Raw genomic sequence first — 11956 nt, 5'->3', positions numbered from 1 at the left:
AGTGGATCGTTCGCAGCCTCGTATATCCTGATAAATCCAGCCGCGAAAGGCTCAGAGGACAGGACGTTTGCCGCATGAGCAATGAACTGCCACCTATCGTCGACGAAATCACGCTGAACGAGCTGCGCGAGCTGCTCGAAGACGGCTTCGCCGAACTGCTGCGCACCTACCTGAATGATCTCGACGCCGACTCGCGAATCCTCGAACAGCGCTGCATGGGCGGCGATGCCGAGGAGCTGCGCAAGATCGCTCACAAGCTCAAGTCGGCAAGCGCCAGCGTCGGCGCCAAGCGCCTGTCGGCAATCGCCTTCGAACTGGAGCAGATGGGCCGCGAAGACGAGCTCGGCGGTGCCGTCCCGGCGCTGATGCGCTTCGCCGCCTGCGCCAAGGCCACCCGCGAAGCCCTCAAGGCGGCGATGGACTGAGCGCGGCGTCAGTCGCGGCGCAGACGCTCGTTGAGTGCCATCGGTGTCGGGAAGCGGCGCACCACCAGGTACGAGGAAGCGACGAAGGTCAGCAGCGTCGCTGCCTGGATCAGGTACGAGGCCTGAGCGCCGATGACGCCGGCCTGCAGCGCCAGCACCGCGATCAGCAGCGAGAACTCGCTGACCTGGCCGAGCCGGGCCCCGATCTCCAGCGCCAGCCGCGGCTTTTCGCCGGTGTTGATCAGCAGGTAGCGGAACACCCGTGGCTTGAACCACAGCATCGCCGCCGCCAGTACCGCTGCCGGCACGATCACCCCGCCCAGCGCCCCCAGCTCGAAACTCGCACCGACCGAAAAGAAGAACATGATGACGAAGAAGTCACGCAACGGTTTCAGGCTCTCAGCGATGAATGCTGCGATCGGGCTCGCCGCCAGCGCCACGCCGGCGATGAACGCGCCGATCTCGTAGGACAAACCCGTCGCGTGGGCCAGTTCGGCCATGCCCAGGCACCAGCCGATCGCCGTCAGGAAGATGTATTCCTGGATCACGTCAAAGCGCGCGATCAGCCGCATCAGCACCTGGCGCTCCATCAGCACGGCAAAGCCGAACAGCAGCGGCAGCGCCAGCAGACGCATCAACATGGCCCACCAGTCGGTGCCACCGGCCTCGCCGGCGCCCTGCAGCAGCAGCAGGATGAAAATGGCCAGCACGTCCTGCAGCAGCAGCACCGAAATCATCACCTCGCCCATGTGCCGCTGGTGCAGCGCCGTCGTCGGCAGCAGCTTCAGGCCGATGATCGTGCTGGAGAACATCATCACCGCACCGACCACCAGTCCTTCGGCAAAGCGGTAGCCGAACAGCCAGGCAATCGGCGCCGAGACCGCGGCAAAGGCAGCCGAGCTCGCCAGCGTCACCCAGGTCGCCTGCCGCAGCATCGGGATGAGCTTCTGCGGATGCAGGTTCAGGCCAAGCAGATAAAGCAGAAAGATGATGCCGACATGGCCGATCTGCTGGATCACCGCCGGTTCCGGCACGACGTCGAAGCCGGCCGGGCCGCACAGGCCGCCGAGCACGATATAGGCGATCAGCAACGATTGCCGCGCGAACAGCGCCGCCGCCGCCAGCACGGCCGCACCACTGAAAATGACGAAGACGGCGAAGACGATGCTGTCGGCCTGCATGGTGGCTAGCGTCCCTGATGCGCTCAGCTGGGTTCGCGCGGCACGGTCACGACGAAGGCCGGGCGCTGACAGATTTCGCCATGCCAGGCGGCGAGCCGCGGGCGCTGTTCGCGCCAGTCCGGGCGCACGCCGCGAAACACCAGCCAGTCGAGTGCACAGGCGATCGCGATCTCACCGATCGTCGGCGCACCGATTTCCAGCAGCTCCGCCTCGCCTTCCAGCGCATCCAGCGTGCGCGTCACCGCCGTCTGCTGGAATTCGACCCAATCGGCCCAGCGCAAGCCCTGCGGCCGGCGGACCTGCTCAATGAACACGGTGATCGCGGTGTCGAGCAGCCCGTCGGCCAGCGCCTGTCGGCGCAGCGCCGTCCAGCGCGCCACACTGGCCACCGGGAACAGGCGCCCCGAGCCGGCCAGGGAGTCGAGGTATTCGCAGATCACCGGACTGTCGTAAAGCAGCGTGCCGTCATCGAGCGTCAGCGCCGGCACGCGGCCGAGCGGATTGTCGACGGCGATGTCGGAGGCCGGGTCCCAGGGGTTGGTCGGGATGCGCTCGATCAGCGTGTCGAGTTCGAGTTCGAGCGCACAGACGCTGACCTTGCGGACAAACGGGGACGTGGGCGAGTAACGCAAACGCATCATCAGCGGGACTCCAGTCACGGCGGAAAGCAGGGGGGCCGAGCGGCGTAGCGTCATGCAGCCCCGTCACGAACATGCCAGCAGATGCGCGGCACGGCCAGCACGGCGTGTGCCGACGGCATCAGAAGCGGACGTCGAACAGCGCCACGATGCCCAGCACGGCAAACAGCGCCGCCGCCACATAACGCACCCAGCCCAGGGCGAAGGCGCTGTTGCCGAGGCGGTTGCCGATGAACACGGCCGGTACGTTGGCGAGCATCATGCCGAGGGTGGTGCCGGTAACCACAGCCAGCAGTGAATCGAAACGCGCGGCCAGCGCGACGGTGGCGATCTGGGTCTTGTCGCCGATCTCGGCGAGGAAGAAAGCCACCACCGTGGCAATGAAGGCACCGTAGTGAGTCTTCGGCTCGGCCTCGGCATCGTCCATTTTATCGGGCACCAGCGTCCAGGCGGCGACGGCAAGGAAGGAGATGCCGAGCACGCGACGCAGCCAGTCCTCGCCGATCTGTTCGGCGACCCAGCTGCCGACGGCGCCGGCGACGGCGTGATTGGCGATCGTCGCCACGAAGATGCCGGCGACGATCGGCCAGGGGCGGCGGAAACGGGCGGCGAGGATCAGCGCGAGCAGCTGCGTCTTGTCGCCGATCTCGGCGATGGCGACGGCAAAGGTGGATACCAGCAGGGCTTCCATGGGTGCATCCGGGGTCGGGCGGCGGGCAGGCCGATGGCATGGCGCCACCCGCCCGACCGGCTGCGTGGCCCCGATGCCAAAGGTCTCGCCAGGTCCGGAGCTGGACTGCCTGCACCATGAGCGAACGCTCAAGTCTGTTGGCGCAGGCCCCTCATGTTTGGTCGAGGGCGGCTACTCCCCAATGGGAGGCGGCAGAATACCCGTCATATCGACGTCGTCAACCGGGAAGCCATCATGACGCTCACACCGACTGAACTGCCGCCCAGGCCGCAGAAGCCACATCCGCTGCAGTGCTGCCAGCGCGGCTGCCGCCCCTGCATTTTCGATTACTGGCGCACGGCCCTCGCCCGCTGGGAGGACGAGTGCCGGCGGCTCGGCGTCACGCCGCCGGCTGTGCCGGCTGCGGATTGCTCGGCCGCGGCTTGTTCCACGGCATCAGCGCCAGCAGATTCGCCATGCCGCAGAAGCCGGTGAGTCCGGCGAACAGCAGGCCGGCACCGACAAAGCCCGACAGTCCGAACCAGGCCGGCGCCACCAGAAAGCCGAGCACGACGCCGAGCAGCACCAGCGTACCGGCCGCGATCTGCACCTGACGCATGATCGGCAGCGGCTGCGAACGGTCCTCGTGATACGGCAGCCCGGCCCGCTTCCAGGCCTCAAGGCCGCCGTCGAGCATGCAGACTTCACCCGGCGCGCGGTTGAGGATGCGCGCGGCGTTGGCGGCGGTGCGCATGCCGCTCTGGCAGCAGAACACCAGCAGCTTGCCGCTGTCGGCGTCGAATTCGTGGGCATCGAGCGTATCGGCCGGTACCAGGCGGGAACCGACGATGTGCTCGCGGGCGTATTCGTTCTGGTCGCGGATGTCGATCAGCACCGCCGTGCCATCGGCGAGGCGGGTCTGCAGGGTCTTGACGTCAATCGTGTTCAGGCTCATCGGGTTAGGACTCCGGGTCGGTACTGGCTCCGCAGTACAGGGCGTACAGCGTGCGGATGATGCTTTCGGCTGAGGTACTGGCGATCGAGTAGAAAATCGTCTGTGCTTCGCGACGGTTGCTGACCAGGCCGTCCTTGCGCAGCAGTGCGAGATGCTGTGAAACCAGCGCATCACGCACGCCGAGCAGGTCAGCGATCTGGCCAACGGATTTTTCGCCGTCGACGAGCTGGCAGAGGATCTTCAGGCGCACCGGACTGGCCATGGCCTTGAGCAGATGTGCCGCGGATTCGGCCGCCTGATCCATCACGTCAATTTTCATATTTGCGAATATATGAATATATGATTATGCTGTCAAACAGCGGATAGCAAACGGAACGCAGCCGATATATCTGCATCGGTCGTTTCGCCTTCCCTTGTGGAATCCATGCCCTGTGAGGAACGTTGTCATGACCAAGAACGTCGGCCAGCTCGACAAGATCCTGCGCATCATCGTCGGCCTCGTGCTGATCGGTCTCACGCTCGCCGGCCAGATCGGCGTCTGGGGCTGGATCGGCGTGCTGCCGATCGCCACCGGCCTGATGGGCTGGTGCCCGGCCTACACGCTGATCGGCCTCAAGACCTGCCCGACCGAGTCGAAGTCCGAACAGAAGTAAGCGCCGCTCGCGCCGTCACGCCAAGCCCCGCCTGCCGCGGGGCTTTTTCATGCCCGCGCCTCACCCCTGGGCGATGCGCACGCCGCGGAAGTAGCGCACGGCGGCGTCGGCCGAGCCGCTGGCCGATGGCGTCTCGGGCACCTCAGCGGTATCGGCAGCGTCGCGCGCCGGCACCAGCCAGTCGCGGCGCGGCGCACTGCTCGCCCCCAGGCTGGTGAAATCGAACAGCGCAGTATCGGCCAGCTGCGACGGAGCGACATTCTTCAGCGCCGAGAACATGGTCTCCAGCCGGCCCGGGAAACGCTTGTCCCAGTCGCGCAGCATGTCGCCGACCACCTGACGCTGCAGGTTGGGCTGCGAACCGCAGAGATTGCAGGGAATGATCGGGAATGCCTTGGCCTGCGCGTAGCGTTCGATGTCTTTTTCCTTGCAGTAGGCCAGCGGCCGAATGACGACGTTGCGGCCGTCGTCGGAGAGCAGCTTCGGCGGCATCGCCTTCAGGCTGCCGCCGAAGAACATGTTCAGCAGCAGGGTTTCGAGGATGTCGTCACGATGATGGCCGAGTGCGATCTTGTTGAAGCCATGCGTGTGCGCGTAGGTGTAGAGAATGCCGCGGCGCAGCCGCGAACACAGTGAGCAGGTGGTCTTGCCCTCCGCCACCACGCGCTGCACCACGCTGTAGGTATCCTGCTCGATGATCTCGAAGGGCACGCCGATCGAGCGCAGATAGTCGGGCAGCACATGCTCCGGAAAGCCCGGCTGCTTCTGGTCGAGATTGACGGCGAACAGCTCGAATTCGACCGGAGCCGACTGCTGCAGCGAGCGCAGGATGTCGAGCATCGTGTACGAATCCTTGCCGCCGGACAGGCACACCAGCACGCGATCGCCGTGCTCGATCATGTTGTAGTCCTGAATCGCCTCGCCGACGCCGCGGCGCAGACGCTTGGCGAGCTTGATCAGGTTGATGCGCTCCTTGTCGGAGCGGGCGGCGGTCGAGTCGAGCATGCGGCAAACATCCAGTCGAGGCCGCGAGCGGGCGCCTGCGGCAGGCGCGGAATCCTAGCAGGGACGCCCACTTGGCGAAATCCGCCGATTCAGGTGACGGGCTCGGACAAGACCCCGCAGCGGCGCAGCCAGCTCACGGCACCACCACCGGCAACACGGCCACTGGCGAAACAGGCCGTCAGCAGATAGCCGCCGGTGGGCGCCTCCCAGTCGAGCATCTCACCGGCGCAGAAAACGCCCGGGCGGGCATGCAGCATCAGCTCCGGGCTCAGCGCCTCGAAAGCAACGCCACCGGCCGAGCTGATCGCCTCGTCGAGCGGGCGCGTGGCCACCAGCTCGATCGGCAGGGCCTTGATCGCCGCCGCGAGCCGGCGTGGATCGGCGAGGCATTCGGCCGCTACCTGCTCGCGCAGCAGCGCCGCCTTGGCGCCGTACAGGCCGGCCTGCCGCTGCAGATGATGGGCCAGCGAGCGCGAACCGCGCGCTTGCGCCAGTGCCTGCGCCAGGCGCAGCTCATCGCGATCCGGCGCCAGGTCGAAGGTCGGTCGGGCGACGCCGTGAGCCTCGATCAGCCCGCGCAGCCCGGACGAGGCGGCATAGACCAGGCTGCCTTCGATGCCGGTCGCGGTCAGCACGCACTCCCCGCGCCGCTCGAAGCGTTCGCCTTGGGCGTCGATGAAACTCAGGCGCACCGGTTTGAGTGGCGCACCGGCGTAGCGCGTGCGCAGGTGCTCGCTCCAGCCGGCGACATCGAAGCCGCAGTTGGCCGGTCGCAGCGGCACGACCTCGGTACCGCCCGCAGCGAGCCACTCGACCCAGGCGCCGTCGGAACCCAGCCGCTGCCAGCTGCCGCCACCGAGCGCGAGCACGCAGGCCGGAAAACTGCGTGCGATCTCGCCGGCCGGAGTGGCGAAGCGCAGGGTTCCGTCGGTATTCCAGCCGAGCCAGCGGTGACGCACGTGGATCTGCACACCGGCGGCGCGCAGCCGTTGCAGCCAGGCACGCAGCAGCGGTGCGGCCTTCATGCCGACCGGGAAGATCCGCCCGGAGCTGCCGACGAAGGTGTCGATGCCCAGGCCGTGCAGCCACTCGCGCAGATCCTGCGGTCCGAACCCGGCCAGCAGCGCCGCGATCTGCTCACGGCGCTGGCCGTAACGGGTGAGGAAGGTCGCCAGCGGTTCGGAATGTGTGATGTTCATGCCGCCGACGCCGGCCAGCAGGAACTTGCGCCCCGGCGAGGGCATGGCATCGAACAGTTCGACGCGCACGCCGGCTGCGGCCAGCACTTCCGCCGCCATCAGCCCGGCCGGACCACCGCCGATCACCGCCGCGGAAGCACTCAGCGCGGACATGGCGGCCAGACGCAGGATGAATCACGGTCGCGCATGAGAACGCTTCTCTTCGAGACGGGGGGAGGCGCGCGATGCTCGTCATTCGCACAGTCAACGTCAAGCCGGCCGCGCTTAAGCCAGCGTTAAAGCCGCAGCCGCACGCTGGGCACTCGGCATTGCTGCTGCAGGAAGCCACCATGAGTATGTTCAGCCGTATCAGCCGGGTTCTGCTTGCCAGCCTCGCGCTGCACGGCAGTGTCTACGCGCAGACAATCGGCGCCCCTCATCCGCCCGCGCACACCGATACGATCAAGCACTATCCGGTACTCGACGACGCCAGCCACACCGACGCGGCCGGCCCGCCAGACTCCGGCACGGAGAATCCTTTCACGATCACCCGGGACCTGGCCCCGCCAAGCCCGGCCAACGGTGCCACGAGCGACGATCCGTTCACGCAGTTGCCGGACCAGAGCAACGGTGACGCGGCAGCAGTCGGCCATCACCTGCCCAGCGGCAGCAGCTACTACCAGTGCAACGACACCAATCCCTACCAGTACCACCACTACTGCACGCAGTAACGGCACTCGGTCCGAACGGGATCAGTCGGCCGGGCTGCGACAGGCGAGCAGCGCGGCCCCCAGTGCGTCCCAGTCCGGCTGCGCCTGCTCCCTGGCGATGAACTCGGCACGGCTGTCGCGACGCCAGGCCAGTGGCTGCACCCGGCATGCATCGCCGGCGACGGCGTTGAACAGCAGACGATCCCAGGCGACACGCAGCACGCCCTTGCCGCGCTCGATGCCGAGCAGGGGCGGCTCGCAATCCAGACGGTCGAACAGCTGCTTGAGCGCTCCAGCCTCGAAGACCCAGCTCGCCGGAAAACGCCAGCCACAGGCGTGACGGCCATCGCTGGCATGCTCCAGACGCTGAGGCGCATCGATCGCCGGCAGCGCAAAACGCGGTCCGACCGCGGGCGCGGCCGCCAGCCCCCCCGCGTGCGGCGAAATGATCGGCCCGCCCTCGCCGACCGCCGTCGGCAGCTCCAGCCAGGCCGGGTCGAGCGCACCGTCGACGCAGCGGCCGATGGCGGCCTTCGGCGGATACAGCGACGCCGCGAAGGCTGCGAAGCGCTCAAGATCCGCCGCTGAGGCGACGTCGGCATGCGTCGCCACCAGCACGTCGGCGAGTGCCGCCTGGGCGCGGAACAGCTCACTCGCGCACAGCCGCGCATCAGCGAGCCGGCGCGGATCGAGCAGATTGATGATGGCGCGCAGATCGAGGTGCTCGGCGAGGTTGGCGGCCGTGAGCAGATCGACCAGGCCGGCCGGATGCCCCAGACCGCTCGGCTCGATCAGCAGGCGATCGGGACGCTGTTCGCGCAGCAGGCGCGGCAAGCTCGCGCGCAGCGCCATCGCGCCGACGCAGCACAGGCAGCCGCCGTTGATCTCGCGCACGCTGATGCCGTCGACGGCGCCGAACACCGCACCGTCGATGCCGACCTCGCCGAAGTCATTGACGACAATCGCCCAGCGCTCGGCGGCCGGGCGGTAGTCGAGCAGGCGCAGGATCGCCGTGGTCTTGCCACTGCCAAGCAGGCCGGTGATCAGATGTACGGGAATCGGCATGGCCGGGCTCCGCCGCAAAAAGGGGCCGGCAGCATACGCTGGCGCGACCTTGAACTCCTCGCGCGTGACCCAAACTCAGTAGCAACAGATGCGACCGCCGATGGAAACGACATGAGCGAACACGACAACGAAGCCCTCGATGCCGAGGTGCTGGAAGCTGAACCCGAGACTGCGCCGCCGGCCAATACCGAGACGGGCGCGGCGACCGAGAGCGGCAGCGATATCGCCATCGCCGCCGACGTGCTGCCCTCACGCCTGCTGCTGCTGCCGCTGTGGGAGCGGCCGTTCTTCCCGGCGCAGGCGCTGCCGCTGCTGCTGAATGACGACCCCTGGCTGCCAAGCTTCGAGGCGGCGCTGGAACGCCCGCAGCGCGTCGTCGGCCTGGTGCTGGCGCGCACCGATGAGCCGGACCGGGCCTCGCCGCAGGATTTCTACGAAATCGGTACCGTCGTGCGCATCCACAAGCCGATGCGCCAGGACGGCCGCATCCAGTTCATCGCTCAGGGCCTGCGCCGCTTCCGCATCCGCGAGTGGGTCAGCAGCGAGGCGCCGTTCGAGGCCATCGTCGAATACCTCGACGAAGAAGACCTGCCGAATACCGACGAGCTGCGCGCCTACTCGGTAGCCGTGATCAACACGATCAAGGAGCTGCTGCCGCACAACCCGCTCTACGCCGAGGAGCTGAAGTTCTTCCTCAACCGCTTCAACGCCAACGATCCCTCGCCGCTGGCCGATTTCGCTGCGGCGATGACCACCGCCTCCAAGGCCGAGCTGCAGGACATCCTCGCCACCGCGCCGGTGCTGGAGCGGATGAAGAAGGTGGTGGTACTGCTCAAGAAGGAGCTGGAGGTCGCCAAGCTGCAGTCGCAGATCCGCCAGCAGGTCGAGGAGAAGATGACCGAGCAGCAGCGCAAGTTCTTCCTGCGCGAGCAGCTCAAGACCATCCAGCAGGAGCTGGGCATCTCCAAGGATGACCGCACCGCCGACAGCGAGCGCTTCCGCGAGCGGCTGGAAGGCAAGGTCGTGCCGGAAAAGGCGCTGGCGCGCATCGAGGACGAGTTCGACAAGCTCGCTGTGCTCGAATCCGGCTCGCCGGAATATGCCGTCACCCGCAACTACCTCGACGTGCTCACCGACCTGCCGTGGGGTGTGCATTCGACCGATCAGCTTGATCTCGATCACGCGCGCAAGATCCTCGACCGCGACCATGACGGCCTCGCCGACGTCAAGGACCGCATCATCGAGTTCCTCGCCGTCGGCGCGCTCAAGGGCGAGGTCGCCGGCTCGATCCTGCTGCTGGTCGGCCCGCCCGGCGTCGGCAAGACCTCGATCGGCCGCTCGATCGCCGCCGCGCTCGGCCGCGAGTTCTATCGCCTGTCGCTCGGCGGCATGCGCGACGAGGCCGAGATCAAGGGCCACCGCCGCACCTACATCGGCGCCATGCCCGGCAAGGTGATCCAGGCGATCCGCGAGACCGGCGTGTCGAACCCGGTGATCATGCTCGACGAGATCGACAAGATCGGCGCCAGCTACCAGGGCGACCCGGCCTCGGCACTGCTCGAAGTGCTCGACCCGGAACAGAACATCGATTTCCTCGACCATTACCTCGATGTGCGCTTCGACCTGAGCAAGGTGCTGTTCATCTGCACCGCCAACCAGCTCGACACCATCCCCGGGCCGCTGCTCGACCGCATGGAGACGATCCGCCTGTCCGGCTACATCACCTCGGAAAAACTGGCGATCGCCAAGCACCACCTGTGGCCGCGGCTGCTGCAGCGCTCCGGCATCAAGTCCAGGCAGCTCAAGCTCACCGACGCGGCGATGAGCGCGATCATCGAGGGCTACGCCCGCGAAGCCGGCGTGCGCAACCTCGAAAAGCAGCTCGGGCGCATCGTGCGCAAGGCCGCCGTGCGCCTGGTGCGCGGCAGCGACAAAGCACTCAAGGTCGGCGCCAAGACCGTCGAGGAATGGCTCGGCAAGCCCTCCTTCCAGAATGACCGGCCGAGCACCGGCGTCGGTGTCGTCACCGGCCTGGCGTGGACCGCGCTGGGCGGCGCCACGCTCAACATCGAGGCCAGCCGCATCCACGGCAAAGGCCGCGGCTTCAAGTTGACCGGCCGTCTCGGCGAGGTGATGCAGGAATCGGCCTCGATCGCCTACAGCTACCTGCAGGCGCACGGCACCGACTTCGGCGTGCCGCAGACGTATTTCGACGACGCCACCATCCACCTGCACGTGCCCGAGGGCGCCACGCCAAAGGATGGCCCGAGCGCCGGCATCACCATGGCCAGCGCCCTGCTCTCGCTCGCCCGCAACGAGCTGCCGCGTCCAGTGGCGATGACCGGCGAGCTGACACTGACCGGACAAGTGCTGCCGATCGGCGGTGTGCGTGAAAAAGTCATCGCTGCCCGCCGTGTCGGCATCAAGGAGCTGATCCTGCCGGAGGCCAACCGCGGTGACTTCGATGAGCTGCCCGAGCACATCCGCGACGGCATCACCGTGCACTACGCCGCGCAGTTCACCGACGTCGAGCAATGGCTGTTCGACAAGCCGCGCGGCATACGGCGGGTGGCGTGAGTCAGCGATCCGAAGCCATCGTCTGTGCACAGCGCCTTGCGTGTTGTCCGCAGACGCCACTGAGCGGTGACGGTCGCTCGAAGCCTGGGCCCGTTCGCGCTAGGCTGTCGGGCCGACTGACATCCGGTAGAGAGATAAGGCACCGCATGCTGACCCGCCACCTATTGCTCTCGCTGTGCGCCCTGTTCTGCGCTGTACCCGCCCATGCCGCCTGTGAGGACGCTCCGGCGCGACGGGTCAACTGGTACGCCTGCGCCAAACCCGGCGCGATGCTCAACGGCGCCGACCTGCGCGAGGCGGTGCTGGAACGGGCCGATCTCAGCAGCGCCAGCCTGGTCGGCGCCCTGCTCGACGGCGCGGACTTCGGCCGCGGCTCGCTCGCCGGCGCCGACCTGTCGCAAGCCCGGCTGAGCAAGGCGCGCCTGGTCGGCGCCCGGCTCGAAGGCGGCCACTTCGACGGCGCCAAACTCGACGCCGCGCGCCTGGAACGGGCGCAGGCCGCGCAGGCGAGCTTCCCCGAGGCCAACCTCAGCGCTGCGAACGCCTACCAGGCTGATTTCACCAAGGCGGACTTCACCGGCGCGACCCTCGACGGTGTCCGTCTGGAGCAGGCGACGCTCGATGCCGCCGTGCTGCGCAACGCTAGCCTGAACAACGCCAATCTGCTGCGTGCCAGTCTGGAAAACGCGCTGCTTGCCGGTGCCCGGCTGCGCGGTGCGCGGCTCGACGGCGCGGACCTGAGCAATGCCGACCTCAGCGGCGCTGACCTCAGCAACGCCTCGCTGGTCGGCGCCATCCTCGACGGCACGCGGCTCGATGGTGCACGGCTCGACAGCACCATCTGGACCGATCGCCGCCGCTGCCGCCCCGGTGCGATCGGCACCTGCGAGTAGGAGCTG

At 67.4% G+C, this 11956-nt stretch carries 14 protein-coding genes and 1 riboswitch; of the genes, 6 read left to right on the top strand and 8 right to left on the bottom strand.

The window, feature by feature from the left end:
- The first annotated feature begins 74 nt into the window (after positions 1 to 74).
- Positions 75 to 425, top strand: coding sequence for an Hpt domain-containing protein (locus C7443_RS12840; protein WP_110019015.1), 351 nt, complete (start codon positions 75 to 77; stop codon positions 423 to 425).
- Between the two features lie 8 nt (positions 426 to 433).
- Here the strand turns inward: C7443_RS12840 and C7443_RS12835 are convergent, their stop codons facing one another.
- The 3 genes from C7443_RS12835 to C7443_RS12825 all read right to left on the bottom strand — a co-directional run bounded on the left by C7443_RS12835 (position 434) and on the right by C7443_RS12825 (position 2935).
- On the bottom strand, positions 434 to 1606 hold the full coding sequence (locus C7443_RS12835) for a cation:proton antiporter (protein WP_110019014.1): 1173 nt from the start codon (positions 1604 to 1606) through the stop codon (positions 434 to 436).
- Between the two features lie 23 nt (positions 1607 to 1629).
- Complete coding sequence (locus C7443_RS12830; protein ID WP_110019013.1) at positions 1630 to 2247, bottom strand: glutathione S-transferase N-terminal domain-containing protein; 618 nt, start codon at positions 2245 to 2247, stop codon at positions 1630 to 1632.
- A 118-nt stretch (positions 2248 to 2365) separates the two neighbouring features.
- Positions 2366 to 2935, bottom strand: a complete 570-nt coding sequence (locus C7443_RS12825) for a TMEM165/GDT1 family protein (protein ID WP_110019012.1) — start codon at positions 2933 to 2935, stop codon at positions 2366 to 2368.
- A gap of 90 nt (positions 2936 to 3025) precedes the next feature.
- A riboswitch (yybP-ykoY riboswitch) is annotated at positions 3026 to 3127 on the bottom strand.
- On the opposite strand from C7443_RS12825, the gene C7443_RS12820 reads away from it, so the two are divergent.
- A complete protein-coding gene (locus tag C7443_RS12820) occupies positions 3089 to 3409 on the top strand; it encodes an oxidoreductase-like domain-containing protein (RefSeq protein ID WP_342774232.1) in 321 nt (106 codons plus the stop codon). Its footprint overlaps the riboswitch before it by 39 nt.
- Here C7443_RS12820 and C7443_RS12815 read toward each other — a convergent pair.
- Both C7443_RS12815 and C7443_RS12810 read right to left on the bottom strand, forming a co-directional pair.
- Entirely contained in the window at positions 3315 to 3869 is a 555-nt protein-coding gene (locus C7443_RS12815; protein ID WP_110019010.1) for a rhodanese-like domain-containing protein, read from the bottom strand. The two genes, C7443_RS12820 and C7443_RS12815, sit on opposite strands and share 95 nt — an antisense overlap.
- Before the next feature lie 4 nt (positions 3870 to 3873).
- On the bottom strand, positions 3874 to 4173 hold the full coding sequence (locus C7443_RS12810) for an ArsR/SmtB family transcription factor (RefSeq protein ID WP_246004652.1): 300 nt from the start codon (positions 4171 to 4173) through the stop codon (positions 3874 to 3876).
- Between the two features lie 142 nt (positions 4174 to 4315).
- Here C7443_RS12810 and C7443_RS12805 point away from each other — a divergent pair, with 142 nt between their 5' ends.
- On the top strand, positions 4316 to 4522 hold the full coding sequence (locus C7443_RS12805) for a YgaP family membrane protein (RefSeq protein WP_110019008.1): 207 nt from the start codon (positions 4316 to 4318) through the stop codon (positions 4520 to 4522).
- A 60-nt stretch (positions 4523 to 4582) separates the two neighbouring features.
- Here C7443_RS12805 and ttcA read toward each other — a convergent pair whose 3' ends face one another.
- Together ttcA and C7443_RS12795 are read right to left on the bottom strand one after the other, a co-directional pair.
- Positions 4583 to 5527 carry a tRNA 2-thiocytidine(32) synthetase TtcA gene (gene ttcA / locus C7443_RS12800; protein WP_110019007.1) on the bottom strand — a complete coding sequence of 315 codons (945 nt, stop codon included), beginning with the start codon at positions 5525 to 5527 and terminating at the stop codon, positions 4583 to 4585.
- Positions 5528 to 5616: 89 nt separating this feature from the next.
- Entirely contained in the window at positions 5617 to 6879 is a 1263-nt protein-coding gene (locus C7443_RS12795; protein ID WP_110019006.1) for a TIGR03862 family flavoprotein, read from the bottom strand.
- A gap of 71 nt (positions 6880 to 6950) precedes the next feature.
- On the opposite strand from C7443_RS12795, the gene C7443_RS12790 reads away from it, so the two are divergent.
- Positions 6951 to 7436: a hypothetical protein gene (locus tag C7443_RS12790; RefSeq protein WP_110019005.1), complete on the top strand. Its 486-nt coding sequence runs from the start codon at positions 6951 to 6953 to the stop codon at positions 7434 to 7436.
- Positions 7437 to 7457: 21 nt separating this feature from the next.
- Here C7443_RS12790 and C7443_RS12785 read toward each other — a convergent pair whose 3' ends face one another.
- Entirely contained in the window at positions 7458 to 8480 is a 1023-nt protein-coding gene (locus C7443_RS12785; protein ID WP_110019004.1) for a CobW family GTP-binding protein, read from the bottom strand.
- 111 nt (positions 8481 to 8591) lie between these two features.
- Here C7443_RS12785 and lon point away from each other — a divergent pair, with 111 nt between their 5' ends.
- Together lon and C7443_RS12775 are read left to right on the top strand one after the other, a co-directional pair.
- Positions 8592 to 11057, top strand: a complete 2466-nt coding sequence (gene lon, locus C7443_RS12780; RefSeq protein ID WP_110019003.1) for an endopeptidase La — start codon at positions 8592 to 8594, stop codon at positions 11055 to 11057.
- Between the two features lie 146 nt (positions 11058 to 11203).
- On the top strand, positions 11204 to 11950 hold the full coding sequence (locus C7443_RS12775) for a pentapeptide repeat-containing protein (protein ID WP_170123606.1): 747 nt from the start codon (positions 11204 to 11206) through the stop codon (positions 11948 to 11950).
- Positions 11951 to 11956 lie beyond the last annotated feature (6 nt).

This window comes from Plasticicumulans acidivorans (assembly GCF_003182095.1).
GTDB classification, from domain to species: Bacteria; Pseudomonadota; Gammaproteobacteria; order Competibacterales; family Competibacteraceae; genus Plasticicumulans; species Plasticicumulans acidivorans.
Note: the sequence above shows the minus strand (reverse complement) of the source record. Positions and strands in the feature narration are given on the sequence as shown.